Origin of the sequence: Planosporangium mesophilum (genome assembly GCF_016863255.1) — a bacterium.
GTDB classification, from domain to species: Bacteria; Actinomycetota; Actinomycetes; order Mycobacteriales; family Micromonosporaceae; genus Planosporangium; species Planosporangium mesophilum.
In genome coordinates, this window is the sequence record NZ_BOON01000058.1 from 1 (window position 1) to 26,480 (window position 26,480).

20 protein-coding genes, 2 pseudogenes and 1 riboswitch are annotated in these 26,480 nt (G+C 70.7%); of the genes and pseudogenes, 16 read left to right on the plus strand and 6 right to left on the minus strand.

Going from position 1 to position 26,480, the window contains the following annotated elements:
- Positions 1–1,139: 1,139 nt before the first annotated feature.
- Positions 1,140–2,519 (minus strand): NAD(P)/FAD-dependent oxidoreductase, encoded by a 1,380-nt coding sequence (locus Pme01_RS26505; RefSeq protein ID WP_168117678.1) that lies wholly within the window; start codon positions 2,517–2,519, stop codon positions 1,140–1,142.
- Positions 2,520–2,848: 329 nt separating this feature from the next.
- Between Pme01_RS26505 and Pme01_RS26510 the strand changes: the two genes are divergently transcribed.
- On the plus strand, positions 2,849–3,673 hold the full coding sequence (locus Pme01_RS26510) for an SDR family NAD(P)-dependent oxidoreductase (RefSeq protein ID WP_168117679.1): 825 nt from the start codon (positions 2,849–2,851) through the stop codon (positions 3,671–3,673).
- 89 nt (positions 3,674–3,762) lie between these two features.
- Here Pme01_RS26510 and Pme01_RS26515 read toward each other — a convergent pair whose 3' ends face one another.
- Positions 3,763–4,377 (minus strand): class I SAM-dependent methyltransferase, encoded by a 615-nt coding sequence (locus tag Pme01_RS26515; protein ID WP_203935891.1) that lies wholly within the window; start codon positions 4,375–4,377, stop codon positions 3,763–3,765.
- A 162-nt stretch (positions 4,378–4,539) separates the two neighbouring features.
- Here Pme01_RS26515 and Pme01_RS26520 point away from each other — a divergent pair, with 162 nt between their 5' ends.
- The 13 genes from Pme01_RS26520 (at position 4,540) to Pme01_RS26580 (ending at position 17,072) form a co-directional block, all read left to right on the plus strand.
- Complete coding sequence (locus Pme01_RS26520) at positions 4,540–5,175, plus strand: response regulator (protein ID WP_168117680.1); 636 nt, start codon at positions 4,540–4,542, stop codon at positions 5,173–5,175.
- Between the two features lie 89 nt (positions 5,176–5,264).
- Complete coding sequence (locus Pme01_RS26525; protein WP_168117681.1) at positions 5,265–6,236, plus strand: TIGR03557 family F420-dependent LLM class oxidoreductase; 972 nt, start codon at positions 5,265–5,267, stop codon at positions 6,234–6,236.
- A 75-nt stretch (positions 6,237–6,311) separates the two neighbouring features.
- Complete coding sequence (locus tag Pme01_RS26530; protein ID WP_168117682.1) at positions 6,312–7,367, plus strand: tartrate dehydrogenase; 1,056 nt, start codon at positions 6,312–6,314, stop codon at positions 7,365–7,367.
- A gap of 258 nt (positions 7,368–7,625) precedes the next feature.
- Positions 7,626–7,758, plus strand: a riboswitch (cyclic di-AMP (ydaO/yuaA leader).
- Positions 7,759–7,764: 6 nt separating this feature from the next.
- Entirely contained in the window at positions 7,765–8,790 is a 1,026-nt protein-coding gene (locus tag Pme01_RS26535) for a coiled-coil domain-containing protein (RefSeq protein ID WP_239088481.1), read from the plus strand.
- Positions 8,791–8,919: 129 nt separating this feature from the next.
- Positions 8,920–10,203: a YibE/F family protein gene (locus tag Pme01_RS26540; RefSeq protein WP_373315529.1), complete on the plus strand. Its 1,284-nt coding sequence runs from the start codon at positions 8,920–8,922 to the stop codon at positions 10,201–10,203.
- 91 nt (positions 10,204–10,294) lie between these two features.
- Entirely contained in the window at positions 10,295–10,612 is a 318-nt protein-coding gene (locus Pme01_RS26545; RefSeq protein ID WP_168117684.1) for a putative quinol monooxygenase, read from the plus strand.
- A gap of 112 nt (positions 10,613–10,724) precedes the next feature.
- Entirely contained in the window at positions 10,725–10,994 is a 270-nt protein-coding gene (locus Pme01_RS26550; RefSeq protein ID WP_168117685.1) for a hypothetical protein, read from the plus strand.
- A 310-nt stretch (positions 10,995–11,304) separates the two neighbouring features.
- The gene (locus Pme01_RS26555; protein ID WP_168117686.1) at positions 11,305–12,858 is read left to right on the plus strand and encodes an ABC transporter substrate-binding protein; all 1,554 of its coding nucleotides are present in this window, start codon (positions 11,305–11,307) and stop codon (positions 12,856–12,858) included.
- 9 nt (positions 12,859–12,867) lie between these two features.
- On the plus strand, positions 12,868–13,818 hold the full coding sequence (locus Pme01_RS26560) for an ABC transporter permease (RefSeq protein WP_168117687.1): 951 nt from the start codon (positions 12,868–12,870) through the stop codon (positions 13,816–13,818).
- Positions 13,815–14,714 (plus strand): ABC transporter permease, encoded by a 900-nt coding sequence (locus Pme01_RS26565; protein ID WP_168117688.1) that lies wholly within the window; start codon positions 13,815–13,817, stop codon positions 14,712–14,714. The genes Pme01_RS26560 and Pme01_RS26565 overlap by 4 nt, the downstream gene beginning before the upstream one ends.
- Complete coding sequence (locus tag Pme01_RS26570; protein ID WP_168117689.1) at positions 14,711–15,529, plus strand: ATP-binding cassette domain-containing protein; 819 nt, start codon at positions 14,711–14,713, stop codon at positions 15,527–15,529. Before Pme01_RS26565 ends, Pme01_RS26570 begins: the two co-directional genes overlap by 4 nt.
- A complete protein-coding gene (locus Pme01_RS26575) occupies positions 15,526–16,305 on the plus strand; it encodes an ATP-binding cassette domain-containing protein (RefSeq protein WP_168117690.1) in 780 nt (259 codons plus the stop codon). The genes Pme01_RS26570 and Pme01_RS26575 overlap by 4 nt, the downstream gene beginning before the upstream one ends.
- Entirely contained in the window at positions 16,302–17,072 is a 771-nt protein-coding gene (locus Pme01_RS26580) for a DUF1684 domain-containing protein (RefSeq protein ID WP_239088482.1), read from the plus strand. Before Pme01_RS26575 ends, Pme01_RS26580 begins: the two co-directional genes overlap by 4 nt.
- Before the next feature lie 23 nt (positions 17,073–17,095).
- Here the strand turns inward: Pme01_RS26580 and Pme01_RS26585 are convergent.
- The 3 genes and pseudogenes from Pme01_RS26585 to Pme01_RS26595 all read right to left on the minus strand — a co-directional run bounded on the left by Pme01_RS26585 (position 17,096) and on the right by Pme01_RS26595 (position 20,378).
- Positions 17,096–18,972 (minus strand): annotated as a pseudogene (locus Pme01_RS26585) (transketolase).
- Positions 18,973–19,135: 163 nt separating this feature from the next.
- Complete coding sequence (locus Pme01_RS26590; RefSeq protein ID WP_168117691.1) at positions 19,136–19,831, minus strand: response regulator transcription factor; 696 nt, start codon at positions 19,829–19,831, stop codon at positions 19,136–19,138.
- 118 nt (positions 19,832–19,949) lie between these two features.
- Entirely contained in the window at positions 19,950–20,378 is a 429-nt protein-coding gene (locus Pme01_RS26595; RefSeq protein WP_168117692.1) for a hypothetical protein, read from the minus strand.
- 303 nt (positions 20,379–20,681) lie between these two features.
- Between Pme01_RS26595 and smpB the strand changes: the two are divergent.
- Together smpB and Pme01_RS26605 are read left to right on the plus strand one after the other, a co-directional pair.
- Positions 20,682–21,161: pseudogene (gene smpB / locus Pme01_RS26600) on the plus strand (SsrA-binding protein SmpB); the annotation flags it as partial.
- 136 nt (positions 21,162–21,297) lie between these two features.
- The gene (locus Pme01_RS26605) at positions 21,298–23,547 is read left to right on the plus strand and encodes a WD40/YVTN/BNR-like repeat-containing protein (RefSeq protein WP_168117693.1); all 2,250 of its coding nucleotides are present in this window, start codon (positions 21,298–21,300) and stop codon (positions 23,545–23,547) included.
- A 21-nt stretch (positions 23,548–23,568) separates the two neighbouring features.
- Here the strand turns inward: Pme01_RS26605 and Pme01_RS26610 are convergent, their stop codons facing one another.
- Positions 23,569–26,391 carry an FAD-binding and (Fe-S)-binding domain-containing protein gene (locus Pme01_RS26610; RefSeq protein WP_203935888.1) on the minus strand — a complete coding sequence of 941 codons (2,823 nt, stop codon included), beginning with the start codon at positions 26,389–26,391 and terminating at the stop codon, positions 23,569–23,571.
- Positions 26,392–26,480 lie beyond the last annotated feature (89 nt).

Sequence of the window (26,480 nt, forward strand, 5' to 3'; positions counted from 1 at the left end):
CCACTCTACCCGATGTCTCAACCTGTTCCAAACGGACCTCGGATCCAGCTGAAACGGTCACGCCATCGGGCGCCAGTCAAGGCCGGCGCTGTCCGCGCCACCCGCCTGGATTGGCCCGCCACCTCCGGAATTCGATCTCCGGCGGCCCCGCGGGCAAAGAGAAAGTTACGCCCGCCCAACCATGATCGTCAAATCCGACGACCTTGTCCTGCGTCACATCCCAGCCACGACCGTCCGAGATGGACGATCCGTTGGCCGGTGACCAGGACGCCAGGTGGGCGAACACCATCCTCAACCCCGACCGGGGGAACTTCATTCCCCTCGACCGGCAGTCCAACCCGCATCGAGCAGCAGCCCGACACCGAGCAGAGGACCCTCACATCAACGCCGTGGACCAGGAAGTCATTCCCGCAACCGGCAACCGCGACCGCACGGACACAGCCGTACGAGCGAGCGACTGAGAGTTCAACTCCAACCGCCGGAACTTCATTCCCGCGGCCGGCGCCCCGACCCTGTACCGAGAAGACCCGGCACCGGATCCGACGCTTCTACGTCAACGCCGCAGTCCCCGGAACAATTCCCCCGACCAGACGACCGCCGGACGGGCGAACCCGCACCGGCGGTGGAAGTGGTTCAACACCGCCTCTGTCCCCAGCATTCCCCGCATCCGTGCAGGGAGATGGCAAGGTCACGACGGCAGACCACATGCATCGTCAACGCCATTGGCCGGGTAGACGTGTCCTGAGCTGGCGCCTAAGGACTCAACACCGAACACGCGGATATGGTTCCCACGACCGGTGCCCGGTCTCGTGCCGAGTGACTCGGCCCGGTCCGGGCTGCCTGTGTGTCAACGCCGTTTCCTCGGGAGACATCCCCGGACCAGCGGCCCGCTGATGCGGACCAGCCGTGCGGTCGGAACGACGCAGGGAGGTCAACGCCGACGAGAGAACGCTCATTCCCGCGTCCCGCCCGGGGCCGCCGGAAGCTCGGCAATGCCCCGGTCGACGCCGAACGAGTAGCGATCCTGTTGAGATCCAGAGCTTGTCGGCAGGCACGCGCGGGGCGCACGTCCGGCCGCCCTGGGCGACCGACGATCCGATTCGCTGCCCAGTGCACCCGTTGACCGGGAACCGGCAGGGTCAAGAGACTTCCACGCGAGTAGCCGGGTCCTCTGCTGCTCTCCGCAACACCGTACGGGCGAGCACCTGCTGGATGGTGGCGGTCCGCTGGGAACGGCCGCGACCGATGAAGCTGACGAACCAGTGCAGCACTGCGGTGACGCGGTTCTTGAAACCCACCAGGTAGAGCAGGTGGACGGCGAGCCAGAGCAGCCAGCCGACGAAGCCGGACAGGCGCACCTTGCCGACACTGGCGACGGCCGAGAACCGGGAGATGGTCGCCATGCTGCCCTTGTCGTGGTATTGGAAGGGCTGCCCGGTTGGCTTGCCGTTCAACCGGCGGACGATCTGGCCGGCGGCGTGCTGGCCGCTCTGGATGGCGACCTGCGCCACACCGGGCAGTCGGTTGAGGCTCATCAGGTCGCCGACGACGAACACCTCCGGGTGCCCGGGCAGGGAGCAGTCCGGTTCGACCATGACCCGGCCGGCCCGGTCGGTCTCCGCGCCGGCCGCCCGGGCCAGCAGCGGGCCGAGCGGGGACCCGGCGACGCCGGCAGCCCAGATCTTGGTCATGGCCTCGATGCGGCGGCGGTTGCCTGCCGAGTCGACGACCTCGATGCCGGTCTCGTCGACGCCGACCACGGTGGTCTGCAGCTCGACCTCGATGCCGAGGCGGTGCAGCTGGCGCAGCGCCCGGGTGGACAGGTGATCGCCGAACGAGGGCAGGACCGCCGGCGCACCGTCCAGCAGCAGGACCCGCGCGTTACGCGTGTCGATGCGGCGGAAGTCTCCGGGTAGGGCGCGGTGAGCCAGCTCGGCGATCTGCCCGGCCATCTCCACGCCGGTCGGACCGGCGCCCACCACGACGAAGGTCAGCCAGCGATCGACCACAGCCGGATCGCTTTCCAACTCGGCCAGTTCGAACGCCCCGAAGATCCGCCCACGCAGCTCCAGCGCGTCGTCGATGCTCTTCATACCGGGCGCGTGTTCGGCGTACTCGTCGTGGCCGAAGTACGACTGGGTGGCGCCGGCAGCGACGATGAGGCTGTCGTAGCCGACGGTGTAGGTGGTACCGGTGGTACCGGGTGCGGTGACGGTGGCGGTACGGGTGGCGAGGTCGATGTCGGTGACCTCGCCGAGCAGTACCCGTGCGTTGCGCTGCCGGCGCAGGATCTCGCGGGTCGCCGGAGCGATCTCACCTTCTGACAGGATGCCGGTGGCGACCTGGTACAGCAGTGGCTGGAACAGGTGGTGGCCGGTGCGCGCCACGATCGTCACATCCACCGGTTCCCGGCGCAGTGCCTTGGCGGCGAACAGGCCGCCGAAGCCCGACCCGATGATCAGCACCCGGTGGCGCGGGCTCTGACGGCCGTCCTGCCCTGGCGAGCTCCCGTCATCCATGCGCCTTCTCCCGTCTTTCGTCCCGGTCGTTTCCACTGGGGTACCCATGCGGCGCCGTTACCCCACTGCCCCGGACGGTGATGGTCCCCATCACCTCCTGGAAGGCACGAACCGGCAGGTCAACTTGGGACAGCAATCACATTCCGGACGGTGGCGGACCGGCGGTCCGCCGCGCTTGAGGTTCAAATCCGGTCTCCGGAGTGCCCTCCGGTACCGGACACCGCCCCGGGGTGGGCAGCGTCCTTGCGGGAGCAGGCGCCATGCCAGGACCCACGGCCGGACAGTACCCAGCACGGGCCGGGGAATGTGGGGGGCGTTGAATAAGGCTTATGGCATTTGACCTTGAAGGGCGGGGCGCGACCGCGGTTGTCACCGGTGCGTCCTCGGGGATCGGCGCGGTGTACGCCCGTGAGCTGGCCAAACACGGGTGGAACCTGGTACTGGTCGCGCGCCGTGGGCAACGGCTGGACGACCTAGCCGCTGGACTGTCCGGCATCAAGGTGGAGACCGTCACGGCGGACCTCGCCAAGCAGGACGACCTGGACCGCGTCGCGGAGCGTGTCGCCGAGGACGATGTCGCGCTCCTGGTCAACAACGCCGGGATCAACGGGTACGGGTCGTTCACCGACGTCGAACCCGGGGTGCTGCAGCAGGTGATCGCCGTGAACGTCGTCGCGCCCACGTTGCTCACCCGGGCCGCGGTGCCCGGCATGCTCGACCGCGGACGTGGCGCGGTCGTCAACGTCGCGTCTCTGCTCGCCTTCGCCTCGGCGATGCCGCCGAATCCCCTGCCGTACCGGGCGACCTACGCCGGCACCAAGGGCTACGTCGTGACGTTCACCCGTACCCTCGCGGCCGAACTCGGTGATCGCCCGGTGCAACTTCAGGTGCTGTGCCCGGGACTGACCGCGACGGAGTTCCACCTGACCACCGGCATGGAGTCGGTCGGCGGCCGTGAAGCGCGAGTGCACGGCGACGGTGGCATGCCGGCCGACGACGTTGTCGCAGCGTCGCTGGTAGGCCTGGAACGCGGTGAACTGGTCTGCGTGCCCGGCCTTGCCGATCCGGCCGCGCTGGAGCAACTCACCGATGTTGAGGCCCTCCTACGAGCCGCGAGCAGATCCCCTGGCAGGGCGCCGCGCTACCGCGCATAACCCCGGGCGCGGGCGGCCGCTCTCGGACGCGACGGTCACGCCCGAGGGCCGAGCGCCTTCGCCGGCCACGCCAGGCGTGGCCGGCGCAGCTACGCCGGTCGCAGGACAGCGACGAGAAAGTCTGACCGCTCGGTGAAGGGACGTAGGTCCCAGGTCGACAACAGCAGGTCGGTCAGCAGCCCGCTCGCTTCGACGTCGGTGAGGAACTCCTCGACGTCATAGCCCCGTGCGGTGCCGAACCCCACGACGACGCGGCCGCCGTCGCGCAGATGTACTCGCATCCGGCGGAGAATGTCGCGACGGGTACTCGGGGCGACGAACGTCATCACGTTGCCCGCGCAGACAACGGCGTCGAATCCCTCGACGATGCCCCGAGCCGGAAGGTCCAACTCCGACAGGTCCCCGACCAGCCAGCGCGGGCCCGGATGATCCTGCTGAGCCGCGGCGACGAGTACCGGATCGAGGTCCACGCCGACGACCTCATGGCCAGCCGCGGCCAGAAACGATCCCACCCGACCCGCGCCGCAACCGGCGTCGAGGACTCGTGACCGCCTCGCGAGCATCGCGTCGATGAAACGCGCCTCGCCGGCCAGGTCCTCGCCCGCGCTGGCCATCGACCGGAAACGCTCGATGTACCACTGCGAATGACCCGGATCGGCCTCGATGAGCTTGATCCACCCGTTCTGTTCACCCACGTCGCCCATCCTCACACCATTATCCTGCCCGGCCACATCCAGGCCCTCGGTCACGAACGGCCGTGCGATGTCAGGCTCCGGAGCCCAGCATTGCGGGCCTGAACACCAGGACATACAGCCCACCCGGTCGCGGCGGGCCCGGCCCGGCGGCGCATGGGGTACAAACGACGCATGATCCGGGTGTACCTGCTCGACGACCACGAGGTCGTCCGGCGTGGCCTGCGCGACCTGCTCGAGGCCGACGGCGACATCGAGATCGTGGGCGAGTCCGGCTCGGCGCTCGACGCCGGGCACCGCATCCCGGCGCTGCGCCCGCACGTCGCCGTGCTCGACGCCCGACTGCCCGACGGCAGCGGCATCGACGTCTGCCGCGACATCCGCTCCGTGGACCCCACCATCCAGGCGCTGATCCTCACCTCCTACGAGGACGACGAGGCGCTGTTCGCCGCCATCATGGCCGGCGCCGCCGGCTACGTCCTCAAGCAGATCAAGGGCACCGACCTCGTCGACGCGGTCCGCCGGGTCGCCGCCGGCCAGTCCCTGCTCGACCCCGCCGTCACCGCCCGCGTGCTCGACCGCATCCGCCGCGGCCCCGACCAGCCCGACGAGCTCAAAAACCTCACCGAGCAGGAACGACGCATCCTCGCCCTGATCGCCGAGGGGCTGACCAACCGCGACATCGCCCAACGCATGTTCCTTGCCGAGAAGACCGTCAAGAACTACGTGTCGAGCCTGCTGGCCAAGCTCGGCCTGGAGCGGCGCACCCAGGCCGCCGTGCTGGCGGCGAAGCTGCTCCACAAGCGTTAGACAGAAATTGCCGCGGCCGTCCGGACCGCGTCGCGGGATACGGACGCCGCAGGCCGCGTAGACGGCGCGGCAGCGGGTAGCCGACCGGCATGAAACTCGGGTACTTCCTGTCGTGCGAAGAGTACTCACCCGGCGAGTTGATCGAGCAGGCCAAGCTGGCCGAACAGGCCGGCTTCGAGGCGCTGTCGATCTCCGACCACTACCACCCCTGGCTGGAGGAGCAGGGTGAGAGCCCCTTCGTCTGGTCGATGATCGGCGCCGTCAGCCAGGTCTGCTCGCTGCCGATCACCACCGCGGTGACCGCACCGACGGTCCGCATCCACCCCGCGATCATCGCCCAGGCTGCCGCCACCAGCGCGGTGCTCACCGGCGGAAAATTCACCCTGGGCGTGGGTACCGGCGAAGCCCTCAACGAACACATCCTCGGCGACCCCTGGCCGCCGGCGGTGGTGCGCCTCGCCATGCTCGAAGAGGCCGTCGACATCATGCGCAAGCTGTGGGAGGGCAGGTTCGTCACCTACCACGGTGAGCACTACGCCGTGGAGCACGCGAGGATCTACACGCTGCCCGACGAGCCGCCGAAGGTGTACATGTCCGCCCTCGGGCCGAAGTCCGTCACGGTGGCCGGGCGAATCGCCGACGGGTACATCGGCATCGAGCCGGACCGCGAGCTGGTGCAACGGTTCCGCGACAGCGGCGGCGGCTCCAAGCCCGCCCAGGGCGGGTTCAAGGCGTGCTTCGCGCGTACCGAGGACGAGGCGGTGCGGATCGCGCACGAGAAGTGGCGCAACATGGCCCTGCCCGGTGAGCTGGCCGTGGTCCTGCCGTCACCCCGCCACTTCCAGCAGGCGAGCGAACTGGTCGAACCGGAGATGGTCAAGGACCTGTTCGTGCTCGGCCCCGACCCCGGCCGGCACCTGGCGATGATCGAACAGTACGACAGGGCCGGCTTCGACGAGGTGTACCTGGCGAACATCGGCCCGCACTACCGCGAGCTGTTCGACCTGTACGCCAAGGAGGTCCTGCCTCGCGTGCGACGGCGGGAGACGGTCGGCGCCTGACCGCGGACACCACCTCGACCGCCTCACCGCCGCTCTCGTTGGACACCCCGCCGGGCGTACTGATGCAATCGGCCCATGACGAACCACCGCATCGCGCTCATCCCCGGAGACGGCATCGGGGTCGAGGTCCTGCCGCCCGCCCAGCAGGTCCTGGACACCGTCGGCCGGCGCCACGGCATCGGGTTCTCGTACACCTCGTACGACTGGTCCTGTGAGCGCTACCTGCGCGAGGGTGCGATGATGCCCGAGGACGGCCTGGACCAGCTGCGCGAGGCGGACGCGATTCTGCTCGGCGCCGTCGGCTACCCCGGCGTGCCGGACCACGTCTCCCTGTGGGGACTGCTGATCCCCATCCGTCGCGGCTTCCGCCAGTACATCAATCTACGACCGATCCGGGTCTTCGAAGGGGTGGAGAGCCCGCTGCGCACCGCCGTTCCCGGCCAGGTCGACTTCGTCGTGGTACGGGAGAACGTCGAAGGCGAGTACAGCGAGATCGGCGGCCGGCTGAACAGGGGAACGCCGGAGGAGCTGGCCGTGCAGGAGGCGGTGTTCACGCGGGCCGGGGTCACCCGGGTCGTCGACTATGCCTTCAGGCTCGCCGCCCGTCGCCGCGGACGGCTCACCTCGGCCACCAAGTCCAACGGCATCATCCACACCATGCCGTTCTGGGACGAACTGGTCGCTGAATGCGGCGCAGCCCACCCCGACGTCAGCTGGGACCAGGAGCACATCGACGCGCTGGCCGCCAAGTTCGTGCTTGACCCCACCCGCTTCGACGTGGTCGTCGGCTCCAACCTCTTCGGCGACATCCTCAGCGACCTCGCGGCTGCCGTGGCGGGTTCGATCGGCATCGCCCCGTCGGCCAATCTCAACCCCGGGCGCGAGTTCCCCTCGATGTTCGAACCGGTCCACGGCTCCGCTCCCGACATCGCGGGCCGCGGCATCGCCAACCCGCTCGGCGCGATCTGGTCGGCGGCGCTGATGCTCGACCACCTCGGCCACCCCGAGGCGGCCAGGAACGTCACCGACGCCATCGCCACGGTCCTGGCCAAGTCGGATGTCCGCACCGGCGACCTGGGTGGCGCGGCGACGACCGCCGAGTTCACCGACAGACTGCTCCAGCTCCTCTGAGGGGCTACGACGGCGGAGCCGTTCGCAGTGCCTCGAACGGCGACGCCGTGGTCTGAACGCACCCGCCGTCACGCAGCGAGTTGACCATCACGGTCAGTGACGTTCGTGAATGATGCCAGCGATTCTGGCGACGCCGAGTAGCTTTCCAAGTACCTCGTGAAGTGGTCCTCAAACGAAGTGGTCGCCGGCATTGGCGGGACAGTCTGCAACCGTTATGGTCTGTGCCGATCATCGTTGGCAGGTCGCCGGAGGCGGCCGCGGTGGTTGCCGCCGAGTCACCACAAGGGTGAGCCGGGGACCCAGGTCGTTGGGGTGAGTCCGCAGCGTGCGGTAGGGCGTGTTCCGGCCCGAACCCGTCAGCTAACCCGGCAGGCGGTGGATGCGAAGGAACCTGTACGTGACGCTGTCCACCGCCCGTGTCCGATCGGCTCTGCCGGTAGCGGTGCTCCTGGCCGCGGCTGTCCTCATTGGACTATTGCCCGCCGGTCCCGTTCGCGCCGAACCCGGCACACCCGGCCCGGAAGGCGGCAGCGCGTCCCTGCGTGACCAGCTCGAAGCGGCGTCGCGCGGGTTCAACGACGCCGCAGCCCGTCTCGATGCGTCCAAAGCGCGCCACGCCCAGCTCACCGAACAGAAGCGGGTCGCCGAGGCCGAGTTGTCCCGCCTCAGCGACGAAGTCGGTGCGATTGCCGCGGCCGCGTACAAGGGCGGCCCGGTCGGCGGGGTGGCCGCTCTCCTCGACAGCGACTCCCCCACCGGGATGTTCGAACGCGCCCTCACCCTCGACATGCAGGCCCGTGTCAGCGACGGGCAGCTGCGCCGGGCCAGGCAGGCCCGTGAGGCGGTGGCCCGCCAGCAGGCTGCGCTCGACGCGGAGATGAAGACCCAGCAGGAACAGCTGACCGAGATGGACAAGCGCCGCAACGCCGCCGAGCAGGCCCTCGGCATCGTCGGCGCGACCACCGGCGGATTCGGCGGCACCAGCGGCGGACGCGCGGTCGCGGTGGCCCGCCGCGCCGACGGCACTCTGGCCCGGGAATCCTGCAACCAGAACGACCCGACCACCTCCGGCTGCATCACCCCGCGCACCCTGCACTCCCTGCAACAGGCCCGTGCCGCCGGCTTCACCCGGTTCACCTCCTGCTACCGCTCCGCCGAGGACGGCGGCGAGCATCCCCGGGGCCGCGCCTGCGACTTCTCCGTCCAGCAGAGCGGCTTCGGCGGCGTGGCCGGCGGCGGCGATCGCGACTACGGCAACCGCCTCGCCAACTGGCTGGTCTACAACGCCAGAGCCCTCGGCGTGCTCTACGTCATCTGGTTCAAGAAGATCTGGATGCCCAGTACCGGCTGGCGCTCCTACAGCGGTGGCGGTGGCGATCCGTCCAGCGACCACACCAACCACGTACACCTGTCGGTGCAGTAACGCACGACCCCATAGGCTCCTTGGCACACTCGAACGGGCCGCACCGTACGTGAGCTGCGCGGCGGACCGGTGGCGTCACAGCCGACAGGTGTGACACCGTCAAGATCATCTTACCGGCCGGGAGCACACGTGAGCGACGACACCAGCGCCGTCACCGAGTCCACGACGGGGGCCGGCCACAGCCACCACGCCCGTCTGCCGCTGTCGGCGGGGGTGCGGCGGACCGGACTCACCGCGCTCGTCGCGGCAGCGGTGCTCACCCTCGCGGGCCTTGTCTGGCTGTGGCCGCACGGCGCATCGGGTACGGCGCAGCCGACCCAGCCCGACACCGAGCAGCGCATCGCCGCAACGGTCATGTCCCTGCACCCTGCTCCGTGCCCACCGGGTGAACCGGGGTTCCCTGCACCCGCCGACCGGGTGTCCTGCGGTACGGCACGGGCCACCCTCACTGAGGGTCCGGACGCCGGGAAGGAAGTCAGCACCGGCATGCCCGGCGGCCCGGGCGCCCCCACCGTCAAGGTGGGCGACCGCATTGTTCTGATGCACCTGCCCGACAGCCCGAGCGGCGAGGCCTACCAGATCATCGACCACCAGCGGGGTCGGCAGCTGTGGGCGCTGGTCCTGGCGTTCGCCGTGGCAGTGATCGCCTTCGGCCGGTGGCGAGGCCTGCGCGCCCTGGCCGGCCTCGCGGTCAGCTTCGCGGTCCTGCTGCTGTTCGTCGTGCCGGCGATCCTGGACGGCCGCTCGCCGCTCCTGGTCGCGATCGTCGGGTCCGCGGCGATCATGCTCGTCGTCCTGTACCTCACCCACGGAATCACCGTGACCACCTCGGTAGCCGTCCTCGGTACGCTCGCCAGCCTCACGCTGACCGGCGTACTGGCTGCCGTCGCCACCGGCGCCGCGCGGTTGACCGGCGTCTCCGGCGAGGACACCACCTACCTCACGATCACCTATCAGCAGGTGAACATGCACGGCCTGTTACTGGCCGGCATCCTCATCGGGGCGCTCGGCGTACTCGACGACGTTGCCGTCACCCAGGCCTCGACCGTCGCCGAACTCGCACGAGCCAATCCGAGCCTGTCGGCCGGACAGCTCTACCGGGCCGCCGGGCGTGTCGGCCGCGCCCACATCGCCTCGGTCATCAACACGATCGTCCTGGCCTACGCCGGAGCCTCACTGCCCCTCCTCCTGCTCCTCGCCGCCGGCGACCGCCCCCTCGACGAGGTACTGACCAACCCCAATCTGGCCGAGGAGATCGTGCGCAGCGCCGTCGGCACCATCGGGCTGATCGCGGCCGTACCCGTCACCACCGCCCTCGCGGCGTTCGCCACCACCCGCCACGGCGCACCCGGGCCGGCGCACGGCTCCGGACTCTTCCCCGCCCGGCGGTCACGCCCCGGGGAGGACGAGTGAGCCCCGTCGTGGCCGCCGAGCGGGAATCTCGTCACGCTGCCCACATCGGTCGAGGCGTTTACGCGCCGCCCTGCGTGCAATAGTGACCGGTGTGACCACACCGACCGGACGCGACCACGACCTACTGACGATCATCGCCGCGTTGCGCGCCAAGCCCGGTAAGGAGCAACAACTGCGCCAGGCGGCCGAGGCCGTCGTCGAGCCGACCCGCCACGAAGAGGGTTGCATCGCCTACCACCTGCACCAGGCCATCGACGACCCGACGGTGTTCTACTTCTATGAGAATTGGGCGGGGCCGGAAGCGCTGGATGCACACATGAAGACCCCTCATTTCCAGAATTTCGTCGCCACCGCGAACGACCTCCTCGCCGGCCCGATAGACATCCAGCGCCTGCGAAGGATCACCTGACCCTCAGCGCACCAGCCGGTCGCCTTCACCGCGGCACCGGGCCTGCCGCGGTGAAGGGCGGCGTCCGGACGGGTGCGTTTGCCAGCTCCCCCCGCACGGGTATCGGGTAGCCATGGCAGAGCCGCATGTCACCCTCGAGCAGACCGACCTCGACCCGGCACCGGAGAAGTTGCGCGGACCGCTGGAGGAACAGCTCAGTTCGGCCCTGCAACGGGCCACCGAGGTCGTCTCCGACGACTACGACGGCGAGCCGGTCGACGAGGTCACCGACCGGCTGCTCTCCGAGACTCGGGCAGCCTTGCACCCGGACATCGCCGATGCCTTCCAGCCCGATCCGGCGGAGCTGCGGCGGGTGGCCGAGGTGATCGTCAACCGGCACTGACCCAGGTGCCGCACACCGACGGCCTGTGTCCAACGACACCATGATCGGCCAGTCGGCCCACTTGCACGATCAGGTACCCTGACCTGCGTGAACATGGCGCTGTCGTTGGACCGGACCCCGCTCGCGGTCCGTGTCGTCGCCGCGCGCCGTATCTGCTGTTGTTGACGATCAATCACCGAGGCCCGCGCCCCTGATACCCAGCGCCGCGCTGCCCGTCGTCATCAACGTCCGTTCCACCCTCTTTTGAGTACCCTCGTCACCGCACCGCCGCGACCGCGCGCTGCGGCTCCCACCTGCCTGGAGCAAGGACATGACCGCTCACCACCGGCCGTCGGCCGGTCGATTCCTCGCGCGCCACCTGCGCCCGCTCGGTGCGCTCACGGCCACCGCCGCCCTCACGCTGCTCCTGGCCGCCTGCGGCTCGTCGAAGGGCACCGGGTCGGCGGGCGCCGCCGACGCCGATGCGACGATCACGATCGGTTCGCTGAACGAGCCGACGACCCTCAACGTGGTCAAGGGCGGTAACACCGGGCACGCCCAGGTACTGCTGCGCAACGTCGTCGAAGGACTGACCGTCCTGACCGACGACGGCAAGGTCGAGCCGCTGCTGGCCACGTCGTGGGACGTGTCGCCGGACGGCACCGGCTACACGTTCCACCTGCGGTCGGGCGTGACGTTCTCCGACGGCACCCCGCTGACGGCGAACGACGTGGTGGCGGCCCTCAAGCGGGTGACGTCCGACGAGTCGACCAGCGCCCGCAAGAAGAACCTTTCGATCATGAAGACGATCGAGGCCCCGGACGACAGTACGGTCAAGGTGACCCTGTCCTCGCGGTCGCAGTCGTTCCTGTTCTACCTCACCGCCACCGGGGCTGCGGTGACGAAGCCGAACGCCGGCAACCCGGAGACGACGGTCATCGGCACCGGCCCGTACAGCCTGGGCGCGTGGAAGCAGGGCGACTCCATCACCCTGACCCGCAACGACAAGTACTGGGGCGAGAAGGCGAAGAACAAGGAGGTCGTGTACCGGTTCTTCAAGGACGCCACCGCCGAGAACAACGCGCTGCTCGCCGGTCAGCTCGACCTGGTCACCCAGGTGACCTCGCCGGACATGCTCGCCCAGTTCGACAAGCGGTCGGACTTCTCCATCGTGGAGGGCACGTCGACGACCAAGGAGCTGTTCAACTTCAACGACGCGGTCGCCCCGTTCAACAACCCGGACGTGCGGCACGCCATCCGGCAGGCCACCGACCGTAAGGCGCTGCTGAAGGCGGTGTGGGCCGACCGCGGCCAGGTGATCGGCTCGATGGTGCCGCCGACCGACCCGTGGTACGAGGACCTGACCAGCATCGACACGTACAACGTCGACGGCGCCAAGCAGCTGCTGGCCAAGGCCGGGTTCGCCGGCGGGCTGTCCTTCACTGTCGACTACGTGCCGTCCGACTCGATCAACATCGTCGCGCAGGGGCTGAAGAGCCAGCTGGCCAAGGCCGGCATCACCATCACGCTCAACCCGGTCGACGACGCCACCTGGACCGACAAGGTCTACAAGAACCACAACTTCCAGGCCACGATCATGACCCACGTCAACCAGCGGGACCTGGTCTGGTACGGCGACCCGAAGTTCTACTGGCAGTACGACAACCCGCAGGTGCAGCAGTGGGTCAAGGACTCGGAGGCCGCCGCGACGGCCGACGAGCAGACCGCGCTGCTGAAGAAGGTGGCCCGGCAGATCTCCGAGGACGCCGCGAGCAACTGGCTGTTCCTCGACCCCGCCATCAAGGTGGCCAGCACCTCGGTCAGCGGGTACCAGAAGAACAACACCACGGACAGCTTCTATGTCGCACCGATCACCAAGCGCTAGGAGCTGACGGTGCTCGGCTACCTCGTACGCCGGGTCGCCTGGCTGCTCGGCTCGCTGTTCGTGGCGGGCTCGGCGGTGTTCTTTCTGCTCCGGGTGCTCCCGGGGGACCCGGCCGTCACACTGCTGGCGGTCGGGTCCTCCCCCGACGAACTCAACGCGATCCGGCACCGGCTGGGCACCGACCGCCCCCTGCTCGACCAGTACGCCGGCTGGTTCGGCGGCCTGCTGACCGGGCACCTCGGCGACAGCCTGTTCACCCGGACGCCGGTGCTCGACCAGATCACCGGCCGGCTCCCGGTGACCGTGCCGCTGGCGCTGAGCGCCTTCGTCGCGTCGATCGTGGTGGCCGTACCCGTCGGCGTCTTCGCCGCGGTCCGGCGCCGGGGCCTGCTCGGCGTCGCGGTGTCCACGCTGGCGCAGCTCGGCATCGCGCTGCCCATCTTCTGGGTCGGGATCGTGGTGGTCTGGCTGGTCGCGGTGCAGGGACGGCTGCTGCCGCCGGGCGGGTTCCCCCGCACCGGCTGGCAGGACCCGGCGGCGGCGGTCGGATCGCTGGTCCTGCCGGTGGCGACGCTGACCATCGCGCAGGGCTCGGTACTGGTGCGCTACGTACGCTCGGCGACGCTCGACGTGCTCAACCAGGAGTACGTGCGCACCGCCCGCTCCCTCGGGTACAGCCTGCCGCAGGCGCTCCTGCGCCACGGGCCGCGTAACGGCGCCGCGACGGTCGTCAACATCCTCGGCATCCTGCTGGCCAGTTCGCTGCTGGGCACCGTGGTCATCGAGAGCGTCTTCGCCCTCCCCGGCCTGGGCTCGCTGCTGCTGGCGAGCGTAAAGGCGCGCGACCTGCCGGTCGTGCAGGGCACCGTCTTCGCAATGACGGCGACGGTACTGGTGATCGGACTCGTCGTGGACGTGACCCAGCGGCTCATCGACCCCCGGCTGGGAGGTTCGGCATGACGACACCGCTGATCGAAGCGAGCGAGACGGTCGACGCGATCGCGGCGCCCACCCGGCCACGCCGGGGATGGCGCTCGCCCTCCCTGATCGTCGGCTCGGTACTGCTGCTCGTCGTCCTCGCCCTGGCCCTGGTTTCACTGGTGTGGACCCCGTACGGGCTGGATCAGGCCGATCCGGCCGCCCGGCTGGCCGGTCCGTCGGCGCAGCACTGGGCGGGCACCGACCGGCTGGGCCGCGACCAGTTCACCCAGCTCATGCTCGGTGCCCGGACCGCCGTGTGGATCGGGGTCTCCTCGGTCGCGGTGGCGTTCGCGCTCGGTACCCCGCTGGGCCTGCTCGCGGCAGCCGCCGGCCGGCTGGTCGACGACGCGGTCGCCGGGGTCATCGACATCGTGATCGCCTTCCCGACGCTGCTGCTGGCGATGCTGCTGGTCACCGTCTACGGCGCGTCGACCACGGTCGCGATCAGCGCGATCGGGATCGGCGTGTCCGCCGAGGTGGCCCGGCTGGCCCGGATCTCGGCGAGCCGGGTGTTCACCCAGGACTACGTGCTCGCGGCGCGTACCTGCGGCACCTCGACGCCGGTGATCCTGATCCGGCACGTCCTGCCCAACATCTGGCACACCCTGCTGGTCCAGGCCACCCTCGCGTTCGGCGTCGCGGTCATCGCCGAGGCGTCGCTGTCGTACCTGGGCCTCGGCACGCCGCCGCCCGCGCCGTCGTGGGGCCGCATGCTCCAGGAGGCGCAGTCGACGGTGGGCGTGGCCCCGTGGAACGTCCTGCTGCCCGGCCTCGCCGTCGCCGTCGCGGTGGTCGGGGTCAACCTGCTCGGCGACGGCCTGCGGGAGATCGGAGACCCGCAACTACGCACACGAAGGCGGGCCACGGGCCGATGACCGTACTGGAGACCAGCGGGCTGACCATCACCCTCGACGGCGAGCCGCTCGTGCGCGACGTCGGCTTCGAACTGGCCGCCCGCGACCGGGTCGGGCTCATCGGCGAGTCCGGCTCGGGCAAGTCGCTGACCGCGCTGGCCCTGCTGGGCCTGCTACCGGCGGGCATGCGCGCCAGCGGCCGCATCCTCATCGACGGCCGGGACTACCTCGACGCGCCGGACCGGCAGTGGCGTCGGGTCCGCGGCCGCACGGTGAGCATCGTGTTCCAGGAGCCGCTGACCGCGCTCGATCCGCTGATGCCGGTCGGCCGCCAGATCGCCGGGCCGCTGCGGCTGCACCACGGCCTCAACCGCAGCGACGCCGAACGGCGCGCGATCGAGTGGTGCGACCGCGTGCACCTGCCCGACCCGGCGCGGCTGGTACGGGCTCTGCCGCACGAGATCTCCGGCGGCCAGCGGCAGCGGGTCGCCCTGGCGATGGCCCTGGCGTGCCGCCCGCGGGTGCTCATCGCCGACGAACCCACGACCGCGCTGGACGTGACCGTACAGGCGCAGATCCTCACCCTCCTCGACGAGCTGATCGAGGAGACCGGGGTGGCGCTGCTGTTCATCAGCCACGACCTGCCGGTCGTCGCCGGGCTGGCCCGCCAGCTCCTCGTCATGCGCGACGGCCGGCTCGTCGAGTCCGGCCCGGTCGACGACGTGCTGCGCCGGCCCCGTTCCGACTACGGCCGGCAGCTCGTGGCGAGCGCCGCCCGGGTGACCCGGCTGGCCCGCCCCGGCTCCGTTTCCGGCACCGGCGGGGAGGACCGATGACCGAGCCGATTCTCAGCGGCCACCAGCTCACCCGGCGGTTCCCGCGCCGCAGCCACCCGGCCCTCGACGGGGTGGACATCTCCGTGCGGCCAGGAGTCAGCCTCGGCATCGTCGGCGAGTCCGGCGCCGGGAAGTCGACCCTGCTGCGGTTGCTGCTCGGCGTGGACCGGCCGAGCTCCGGTGAGGTCCGCTTCGCCGGGCAGCCGCTCGACCGGGTACGGCCGCGCGAGTTCCGCCGGCAGGTACAGGTCGTCTTCCAGGACCCCCGGTCCTCGCTCAACCCCCGCATGTCGGTGGCGTCGATCGTCGGCGAGCCGCTGCGCTCGCTGCGGATCGGCGCGGACCGGGCGGCCCGCGCCGAGCGGGTCGCGGAGGTGCTGACCGCGGTGGGGCTGCGCCCGCAGGACGGGCGGCGCTACCCGCACGAGTTCTCCGGCGGGCAGCGCCAGCGCATCGCCATCGCCCGCGCGCTCGCTCCCGCCCCGCGGGTACTGCTCGCCGACGAGCCCGTCAGCGCCCTCGACGTATCGGTCCGGCTGCAGGTCATCGACCTGCTCAGTGATCTCGTCGACCGGCTCGGGCTGACGCTGGTACTGGTCTCGCACGACCTGGCGATCGTCAGCCAGCTGTGCCAGGAGGTGCTCGTGATGCGCCACGGCCGCGTCGTCGAACGCGGTCCGACCGCGGACGTGCTGACCCGCCCGGTCGACGAGTACACCCGTACCCTGCTGGCGGCCATCCCGCAGCTGCCCACCGACCTCCTGGAGGAACAGTGACCTTTGTCGATGAATGGCAGGCCTGGCACGCCCGCCGGGAGGCGGCCGTGTCGGCGCCGGGTGGCGACCTCACGCTGACCGGGACGCACTGGCTGGTGGGGCGTACCGAGATCGAGGGGTTGCCCGGCACCTGGTGGGTCGACGGGGGCGTCGTGCACGTCTCCGGCGCGGACGGCCACCTCCTGGCCGATGGCCGGCCCGTCAGCGCGGGGCTGCTCCATCCCGACCAGCGGCTCACGGTGGGCGACGTCGAACTGAAGATCATCCGGCGCGGCGACGACCTGGCGGTACGGACGTACGACCCGCACGCGCCGGCCGTGGGCCGGTTCGGCGGCATCGACGCGTACGCCCCCGACCCGGCCTGGGTGGTGACCGCCGAGTTCACCCCGGCCGACGCCGAGCGGACGCTGCGCCTCGCGCACAGCCACGCCGACCGGCTGGTCGACTACCCGGTGGTCGGCACGTTCGCGTTCACCGTGGACGACCAGCACGCCGAGTTGGTCGCGCTGTACACCGGCCACGAGGGCGAAGCGCACATCACGTTCCGCGACGCCACCAGCGGCCGGGAGAGCTACGGGGCGGCCCGCTTCCTGTTCCTGCCGCTGCCGGCGTCCGCGGGGCCCGTGATCCTGGACTTCAACCGGGTCACCCTGCCACCGTGCGCGTTCTCGGACGCCTTCATCTGCCCGCTGCCGCCGCCCGGCAACGTGCTGCCGTTCCCCGTGCGGGCAGGCGAGAAGTCGGTACTCGACCGGTCCGCCGAGTAGACGACGAGGCGGTCCGGCCGCTGTCAGCGGCCCGTGATGCTGCGAGCCGTCTCGGCGATGGTGAGGGCGTCGATACCGGCGGCCTTCAACAGTTCGTTGGGGTCGCCGGAGGCGGGCAGCGTGCGTACGGCCAGGTGGGTGACCCGTATCCCCTCCTCGGCGCAGACGGCCATGACGGCCTCGCCGAGGCCCCCTTCCGCGTAGTGGTCCTCGGCCACGATCACCCGCCCGCCGGTCACGCGCGCCGCCTCCAGGATCGCCGGGCCGTCGATCGGCTTCACCGAGTACAGGTCGATCACCCGGGCCCGGATGCCGGCATCCGCGAGCATGTCGGCGGCGGCGAGGCAGTTGTGCAGGGTCACCCCGGCGCCGAACAGCGCGACGTCGTCGTTGTCGCTGCCGCGAACCTGCTTGCTGCCGCCGATCGGGAAGCTCTCGTCGCTGTCGTACAGGACGGGGTACGAACCCCGCGTGGTGCGGATGTAGTTCACTCCGTCCCGGTCGACCATCTGGCCCACCAGCGCGGCACAGGACACCGCGTCACTGGGGTAGAGCACCGTCGAACCGAGGACCGACCGCATCATCGACATGTCCTCCAGCCCCATCTGCGAGGGGCCGTCCGGGCCGATCTCCACCCCGACGTGCGAGCCGGCCAGGGAGATGTCGGCCTGGGAGATCGCCGCCATCCGGATGAAGTCGTGCGCGCGGGTGAAGAACGCGGCGAACGTCGCCGCGAACGGCCGGTACCCGCGTACCTGCATCCCCACCGCGGCGGCGACCATCTGCTGCTCGGCGATGAACATCTCGAAGAACCGGTCGGGGTACGCCTTGCCGAACTCGTCGGTGTGCGTGGAGTTGCTGACCTCGGCGTCCAGCACGACCACATCGGTACGGGCGCCGAGGGCGAGCAGCGCGTCGCCGAACGCCTTGCGGGTGGCCACCTTGTCGCCCTTGTCGTAGGTGGGCAGCGTGACCTGCCCGCCGGCGGTCGTGGCGCCGGCGGGTGTCCCGAGCTCGGGGCGAGGGCTCGTCACCCGGATGTCACGGAGGCCGCCGAGCTCTGCCACGGCCTTCTCGGCGAGGTCCGGTGGCAGCGCCTTGCCGTGCCAGTTCGCCTCGTTCTCGACCTGCGGCAGGCCCTTGCCCTTGATGGTGCGCGCGAGGATCGCCGTCGGCCGGTCGATCCCGCGGACCTGCCGGAGCGCCTCGTCGACAGCACACAGGTCGTGGCCGTCGATGACGATGGCGTTCCAGTCGAACGCCTCGAACCGGCGCCGGTAGGCGTCCATGTCCCACTCCAGCTCGGTCGGCCCCCGCTGGCCCAGCCGGTTCACGTCCACGATCGCGGTCAGGTTGCGCAGCGGTAGTAGCCAGCCTTGTCGATCGCCTCCCACATCGACCCCTCGGCCATCTCACTGTCGCCGCACAGCACCCAGACCTGCAGCGGTAGCCGGTCGAGACGCTGGGCCGCCAGCGCCACGCCGACGCCGACCGGCAGCCCCTGCCCCAGCGAGCCGGTCGCCACGTCGACCCAGGGCAGCATCGGAGTCGGATGACCCTGCAGCCAGTTGCCGAACCGCCGGTACCCGTTCATCAGATCCTCGTCGGAGATGACGCCGACCGCCTTGAACACCGAGTACAGCAGCGGCGACGCGTGCCCCTTCGAGAAGATCAGATGGTCGTTCAGCGGGCTGTCCGGATTTTCCCAGTCGTAGCGCAGGTGCCGGGCGACGAGCACCGCTAACAGGTCGGCCGCGGACAGACTCGACGACGGATGCCCGGAGCCGGCGGCCGTGCTGGCACGTACCGAGTCCACCCGCAGTTGCGCGGCCAGTTCGCGCAGCCGATCCAGGTCCTCGCCGCCGAGCGTCGTCGTCTCACACCGGACCGCCGTCGTCATGATCGCCTCCACAGGCCAGTCGCCGCGTAGCAACCGGCGACCGTGCTGCTTCGCCGGTCAGCTGACTCGGGTCACGCCTACCCTGGTCGGGGGGCGTCAACCGTCGGCCGTGCCGTGGCCCGAGGGCACGTACGTTCAACCGGCCGTCCCGGTGCGGTCAATCTCAACGGTCGTCGGCCGTGTACCCGACACCCCGGACGGTACGCACGAGCGCGGCCGCGTCACCGAGCTTCCCACGCAGCGCAGCGACGTGCACGTCGACGGTCCGGGCCCCGGCATGCGCGGCGTACCCCCACACCGACGCGAGCAGTTCCTCGCGGCTGAACACCTGCCCCGGCCGGGCCATCAGGTGTCCCAACAGGGCGAACTCGATCGGCGTGAGGGTGACCGGGCGACCGTCGACCTCGACCATGCGCCGGCCGGGATCGAGCGTGACCGGCCCGAGCCGACGTACCCGGTCGCCGTCCGGCGGCCCGGCGGCGCGCCGTAGCAGCGCCTTGACCCTGGCGACCAGTTCGCGCGGGCTGAACGGCTTGGTGACGTAGTCATCAGCGCCCAACTCCAGGCCCACCACCCGGTCGGTTTCGTCGCTGCGCGCGGTGAGAAGGATGACGGGCGTCCAGTCACCCGCTTCCCGCATCCGGCGGCACACGTCGGTGCCGTCCAATCCCGGCAGAAGAATGTCGAGGATGCAGGCGACGGGTCGCAGCTTGCGGGCTGCGGCGAGGCCCGCCACACCGTCGTGCTCGACGTGTACGCCGAAACCGCCGCGGACCAGGTAGTGCCGGACCAGGTCGACGATCGGGCGTTCGTCCTCCACGACGAGCACCAGCCCCTTGCCGAGGGCTCGCTCGCTCACCCTGCAATCATCCCGCGACGGCCGTCATGATCCGCGACAGATCCCGGGGCTGTATGAGCCGCGGCCGGTGTCCGGACCCGGCGTGGCACCACCGGGTCCGTTTTCTACGGTCGGGTACTCAACTGGTTGGCGGCGCCGTCGGCCTCAGCGTCGGGTGAGCGCTACGGACCGCCATCAAGTCCTTGTGCAACTTTTGGTGGTCGGCCTTCACCGCCTGCAGCGCGGGCTGGGCGGCCTGGAGACCGGCCTGGTTCGTCGCCGCGTCGACCTGACGTCGGGCGGTGGTGGCGTCGGTGATCAGTTTGTTGAGGTCGGCGTCGAGCGTGGCCTTCTCCGCCGGGGTCAACGTCGAACTGGCGCTGACGCGCTGACGGGCGGTGGTCGCCCCGCTGATCGTCTTGGCCAGGTGCTGGTCGATCCGGCGCTTCGTCTCGGTGAACGACATCGGCGAGGCGCTGGCTCTGGTTCCCGGCGGCGGTGGTGGCGTGGTCTGTGCCGTGGCGGCGGTGGTGCCGGAGCCGAGCAACGCGGCTACGACCGCGCCCACGGTGATTGCTTTATGAGTCAGTTTCATCGGCAGGGACCCCCTCGAGGTCGAACCAGAAGAACGGCCGGTCCTTCCGTTCCGTACTCGGCACCCAGCCTTCCCACGAAATGCTCGTTTTCGACAAAACCCACGTGAAGCTTGTGTAAGCGCGCCGCCGGTAATCGCGCCGCCGGTAATGCGGCACCATCCGGTACCGAAGAAGCCTCCGTCCGGTCAGGCCTGGTCGGTGTGGTGCGGGAGTAACCCGCAGTATCTTGTTTCCCGACGGATACAGGTTGAAGGTCACGGAGGGTCGTCACGTCCAGGCAGACCGGTCGTACGCTCGTCGCCTCGAACAAGAAGGCGCGGCACGACTACACGATCCTCAAAACGTACGAAGCGGGCATAAAGCTGCTCGGCACCGAGGTCAAGTCGGTGCGTGAGGGCCGGGTCTCGCTGGTGGACGCGTTCGCCCACGAGCACGAGGGCGAGATCATGCTGTACGGGCTGCACATCGCCGAGTACAGCCATGGCAGCTGGACCAACCATCGGCCTCGCCGCACCCGCAAGCTGCTCCTGCACCGGGTGGAGATCGACCGGATCATCGAAAAGGTACGCGAGGGCGGCCTCACGCTCGTCCCCCTGTCGATGTACTTCAACGACGGCTGGGCGAAGGTCGAGCTTGCCCTGGCGCGCGGCAAGCGATCATGGGACAAGCGGCAGACCCTGGCCGAACGGGACGCCAACCGGGAGATCGCCCGCGAGATGGGCCGCCACCTCAAGGGGATCACCGGCGGTACATGAGCCCGCCGGGGCCCGATCGTTTCTGCTCGATGCGTCGACGGGCCGCTGCAGATAGCCATAGATCCTTGACGATCGCTTCGCAGTGTTCCTAACGTCCGTGCCAACGGACCGTCCGTCCACTGTCGAAGGGACCGCCATGACCCGATCTCGTCGGCTTCCGGCCGCTCTCACCGCGGTGGTGCTCACCAGCACCACCGCGGTCGCGTTAGCGGGCCCGGCCACCGCCATCCCACCACGCCCACCGGACGAGTACCGGCCCGTCCGCGGACCGTCCGCCCCGGCCGACTACCGGTACCTGCAGAAGACCATGCGTGGCGAGACGCTGCCCCGGCACGCGTACGCCACCGCCGCCGAGCAGGCGCGGCAACTGCCGACCACCGGCGGCGCGTGGAGGTCGGTGGGCCCGACCAACATCGGCGGCCGGATCACCTCGCTGGCGCTGGACCCGCGTCGGCCCGACACCGTGTACGCGGCCGCGGCCACCGGCGGCGTGTGGGTCAGCCACGACGCCGGGCAGCGCTTCGAGCAGGCCTGGCCGGCCGACCAGACGCAGGCGATGGGGGCGGTGGCGACCGCGGCCGACGGCACGCTCTACGCCGGTACCGGCGAGGTCAACCCGGGTGGTGGCGGCATCACGTACGAGGGGACCGGCCTGTACGCCTCCCGCGACGGCGGCCGTAGCTGGCGGCTGCTGGGGTTGCGCGACTCCGGCGCGATCGGCGCTATCACGATCGACCCGGCCGACCCGAAGCGCCTGTTCGTGGCCGCGGCCGGCTCCCTGTACAGCCCCGGCGGCGACCGTGGCGTCTACCGCTCGACCGACGCCGGCGCGACCTGGCAACGGGTACTGGCCGGGGCGACGCCGTTCACCGGCGCGACCGAGGTGCTGCTCGACCCGGTCGACCGCAACCGGCTGTACGCGGTGATGTGGGACCACCGCCGCGAGCCGGACCTGCGCTCGTACGGCGGGGTCGGCTCCGGTGTGTACCGCTCGACCGACGGCGGGACGACCTGGACGCTGCTCACCGGCGGGCTGCCCGGCGCCGCCGCCGGCGTCGGCCGGATCGGGCTCGGGCAGGCGCCGTCGGGCCCGCGGCGGCTCTACGCGATCGTCAACACCGCCAGCGGGCCGTTCGAGGGCTTCTACGGCAGCGAGGACGGCGGCGACTCCTGGCGCCGGCTGCCGGACAACCCGGGGCTGGCCGGCTCGCAGTCGACCTTCGGCTGGTGGTTCGGCAAGGTGTGGGTCGACCCGGACTCGCCCCAGCACGTACACCTCGCGGGCGTACCGCTGATGACCACAAAGGACGGTGGGCGGACCTGGACCGCCGACACCACCACGGTCCACGCCGATCAGCACGCGATGGCCTGGGACCCGCGCCGCGCCAACCGCGTCTACCTCGGCAACGACGGCGGCGTGTACCGCTCCGACACCGACGGCGACGGCGGCTGGGTGAAGGCCGTGCACGAGCCGTACACGCAGTTCTACAGCGCGGCGATCACCCCGCAGGACGTCACCCGGATCTCGGGCGGCGCGCAGGACAACGGCTCGGTGCGGTCCTGGCCCGGGCCGGGGTTCACCGAGTACCTCGGCGGCGACGGCGAGGAGAACCAGATCAACCCGCGCGACAAGAACAACGTCTACGCCTGCTACCAGTACGGCAACTGCTTCTGGTCGACCGACGGCGGCGACACCATGACGTACTTCGCCAACAACGTCGCCGGTACCCGGCGCAACTGGTTCACTCCCCTGGTCTTCGACCCGAGGGACCCGACGGTCATGTACTACGGCGCCAACGTGCTCAGCCGCTCCGCCGACGGGGGTCGGACCTGGACGGCGATCAGCGGCGACCTGACCGGCGGCCCCGGGCGCGACCCGGTCTACACCAACTACGGCACGATCAGCACGATCGCGCCGGCCGGTGACGGCAGGACCGTCTACGTCGGTACCGACGACGGCCGGGTCTGGGTCACCCGCGACGCGGGCGCGAACTGGACCCCGCTGCTGTCCGGGCAGCCGTGGGTCACCCGCGTCGTGGTGGACCCGGCCGCGCCCAACCGGGTGTACGTGACGCTGTCCGCCTACCGGGCCGGCTCCGACACCCCGCACGTTCTGGGGTCGCTCGACGGTGGCCGGCACTTCGTCGACATCAGCGGCAACCTGCCGCAGGCCCCGGTCAACGACCTCGTGATCGCGCGTGGGGCCACCCTCTACGTCGCGACCGACCAGGGCGTGTTCGTCAGCCACTCCGGCGGCTGGCGCTGGCAGCGGCTCGGAACGGGGCTCCCGCTGGTACCGGTCGACGACATCGAGTACGACGGAGACCACCAGCGCCTGGTGGCCGCCACGTTCGGCAGCGGGATGTACGAGACGCGGACGCCCTGACGCGCCGGGGCGGAGCCGGTCTTATCCGGTTACCTGATCGAGCAGTTCCAGCAGGTGGTGGTAGGTCTGGCCGGTGGCCCGGGACATCCCGATCTCGCAGGTGCGGTTGACGGAGGCGTGGGCGGCGTAGCCGCCGTCGGCGAGCGCGGCCGCCTCGCCGCGGGTCGCCGAGGCGGTGAGTTCGGGGTGCAGCAGGCCGCGGTCGCCCGCGAAGGCGCAGCACTGCCAACTGTCGGGGACGACGACGCGCTCGGCGACCGCCTCGGCGATGCGCGCGATCGCGGCGTCGAGCCCCAGCCGGACCGAGGAGCAGGTCGGGTGCAGCGCCAGGGACGGCAGCCGCCGGCCAGCGGGCAACCGCGGCAGGACGTGCTCGGCCACGAACGTCACCGCGTCGACGACCTGGATGCCGGGCACGGCGTCCAGCAGCCGGTGGAGGCCCTCGGTGCAGGACGCGGCGTCACTGACGACCGGGAGCCGGCCCCCGCCGGTGGCGGCGGTGAGGACGTCGTGCACGCGGCGGCGCATCACCTCGTACCCGCCGGGCAGTCCCTTGGACGACCACGGGGTGCCGCAGCAGAGGTCCCCCACGCCCTCGGGGATGTGCAGCCGGATGCCGGCCTTGGCGGCCAGCGACCGCACCGAGGCCATGACCCCCGGGCCGCCGTCGGCGGGGCCGAACATGGTGTTGAGGCAGGAGGGCAGGTAGACGGCGTCGGCGTCCGGTTGCGGCGCACCACGGCGCGGGGCGCCGCCGCCGGGCAGGTCGGGGCTCCAGGCGGGAACGACGTCGGGGTTGCCGATCGCGCGGGCCGCCCGGGTGGCGCCCTGCGCGAGCGGGGATGGCGCCGCGGCGGCGGCGTCGAGGGCGCGCCCCATCGCCCGGCTCGTGGTGTCCCAGTGGTTCGCGGCGGCGGTCCACACCCGCTGGGCCGTACGGCCGTTGTGCTCGGCGCGTAGTCGCTTGGTCAGGTCCCCGGTGTTGATCTGCACCGGGCAGGCGGTGGCGCACATGCCGTCCACGGCGCAGGTGTCCACGGCGTCGTAGCGGTACTCCCGCTCCAGTTCCCGCGCGAGCGCGGTGTCGCCGGCCGCGCGGGCCGCGGCGAGTTCGCGCCGCAGGACGATGCGCTGCCGGGGCGTGGTGGTGAGGTCGCGGCTGGGGCACACCGGCTCGCAGTACCCGCATTCGACGCACCGGTCGACCTCGGGCTCCACCGTGACGACGGGCTTGAGGTGGCGCAGGTGCGCCTGCCGGTCGTCGGTGAGCAGGACGCCCGGGTTGAGGGTGCCGGCCGGGTCGCAGTGCCGTTTGATCTCGAGCATCATCTCGAACAGCTCGTCGCCGTACTGGCGGCGCACGAACGGGGCCATCACCCGGCCGGTGCCGTGCTCGGCCTTGAGGGTGCCGCCGCGGCCGAGGACCGCGTCGACCATCTCCTCGGTGAAGTCGGCGTAGCGCTGCACGTCGTCGCCGGCGCCGAAGTCCTCGTTGAGCATGAAGTGCAGGTTGCCGTCCTTGGCGTGGCCGAAGATGACGCTGCGCTCGTACCGGTGCCGGACGAACATCTCGTTCAGGTCGTCGCAGAGATCGGCGAGGACGGGCACCGGAACCGCGACGTCCTCCAGCAGCGCGACGGTACCGGTGGGGCGGGCGCCGGCGACGGCGGCGTAGAGGCCCTTGCGGATGTGCCAGAGCCCCGTTCGGCCGCGCGCGTCACGGCTGAGGCGCGCCGGCGCGGCGAGGCGCAGGCCGCTGAAGATCTGCTCCGCCTGCCGCTCCCGACCGGTGAGGTGCTCCGGGTCCGGTTCCTGCCACTCCACCAGCAGCGCGGCGTGCCGGTCCACTAAGAGGGTGCGCAGTACGTCGTCGGCCTGCGGGTCGGTCTGGGCGACCCGCAGGGACTCGGCGTCCAGCAGCTCCACGGCGGCGGGCGCGGCCGCCACGAGCTGCGGCATCGCCGACATCGCAGCGTGCAGCGTGGGGAAGATGACCAGCCCGGTCGTGGCGGCGGAATGCACCGGAACCGTCCGCAGCACCGCCTCGGCCACGAAGCCGAGCGTCCCTTCGCCGCCGATGACGAGGTGGGCCAGGATCTGCGCGGGCGACGTGTGGTCGAGGAAGCTGTTGAGCCCGTACCCCATGGTGTTCTTCAGCGAGAACTGCGCCTTGATCCGGCGTACCAGGTCCGGGGCGGCCCGGATCCGGTCGCGCAGCCGCTCCAGGGCGGCCGCCAGGTCGGGCTCCGTCGCGTGCAGCCGGGCGTCGGCGTCGGCGGCTGCGGTGTCGACGACGGTACCGCTGGGCAGCACCAGCACCATCGACTCCAGCGTCTGGTACGTGTTGGCGTGAGTGCCGCAGGTCATCCCGCTGGAGTTGTTGGAGATGACCCCGCCGATGGTGCACGCCGACTCGCTGGCCGGGTCCGGACCGAGCCGGCGGCCGTACGGGGCGAGGCGGGCGTTGACCTGCCGTAGGACGGCGCCCGGCTGGACCCGGACCCGGGCGCCGTCGTCGAGGACCTCGATGGCGCGGAAGTTGCGGCGGACGTCGACGAGCAGGTGCCCGGTGACGCCCTGCCCGCTGAGGCTGGTTCCGCCGGAGCGGAAGGTCAGCGGCACCCCGCGGGCGGCACCGACGCGCATCAGGGCCGAGACCTGTTCGGCGCTCTCCGGCACCAGCACCGCCTGCGGCGTGAGCAGGTAGTGCGATGCGTCGTGGGCCATGCCGAGCCGGTCGCTGGCCCGGGTCCGGGTCGTGCCCGGGGCCGCGGCTTCCAACGCCGCCAGCAGCTGCGGCTCGATGGGGGCCGAGCCGCGAGGGCTGGAATCGGTCGCGTTCATGTTCGTCATCCCGTGGTGCTGTCGGCAGCAAGGTTGACGTGGATCGTAAGCCCCGGCCCGATCCGGCCCGCCGGGGCGTCGCCGGCCAG

Excerpts from the sequence above, each read along its gene's own strand:
- Pme01_RS26515 (WP_203935891.1), bottom strand. The coding sequence starts at position 4,377 with ATGGGCGACGTGGGTGAACAGAACGGGTGGATCAAGCTCATCGAGGCC.
- Pme01_RS26570 (WP_168117689.1), top strand. The coding sequence starts at position 14,711 with ATGACCGTACTGGAGACCAGCGGGCTGACCATCACCCTCGACGGCGAG.
- Pme01_RS26575 (WP_168117690.1), top strand. The coding sequence starts at position 15,526 with ATGACCGAGCCGATTCTCAGCGGCCACCAGCTCACCCGGCGGTTCCCG.
- Pme01_RS26565 (WP_168117688.1), top strand. The coding sequence starts at position 13,815 with ATGACGACACCGCTGATCGAAGCGAGCGAGACGGTCGACGCGATCGCG.
- Pme01_RS26555 (WP_168117686.1), top strand. The coding sequence starts at position 11,305 with ATGACCGCTCACCACCGGCCGTCGGCCGGTCGATTCCTCGCGCGCCAC.
- Pme01_RS26525 (WP_168117681.1), top strand. The coding sequence starts at position 5,265 with ATGAAACTCGGGTACTTCCTGTCGTGCGAAGAGTACTCACCCGGCGAG.
- Pme01_RS26505 (WP_168117678.1), bottom strand. The coding sequence starts at position 2,519 with ATGGATGACGGGAGCTCGCCAGGGCAGGACGGCCGTCAGAGCCCGCGC.
- Pme01_RS26530 (WP_168117682.1), top strand. The coding sequence starts at position 6,312 with ATGACGAACCACCGCATCGCGCTCATCCCCGGAGACGGCATCGGGGTC.
- Pme01_RS26520 (WP_168117680.1), top strand. The coding sequence starts at position 4,540 with ATGATCCGGGTGTACCTGCTCGACGACCACGAGGTCGTCCGGCGTGGC.
- Pme01_RS26610 (WP_203935888.1), bottom strand. The coding sequence starts at position 26,391 with ATGAACGCGACCGATTCCAGCCCTCGCGGCTCGGCCCCCATCGAGCCG.
- Pme01_RS26605 (WP_168117693.1), top strand. The coding sequence starts at position 21,298 with ATGACCCGATCTCGTCGGCTTCCGGCCGCTCTCACCGCGGTGGTGCTC.
- Pme01_RS26550 (WP_168117685.1), top strand. The coding sequence starts at position 10,725 with ATGGCAGAGCCGCATGTCACCCTCGAGCAGACCGACCTCGACCCGGCA.
- Pme01_RS26510 (WP_168117679.1), top strand. The coding sequence starts at position 2,849 with ATGGCATTTGACCTTGAAGGGCGGGGCGCGACCGCGGTTGTCACCGGT.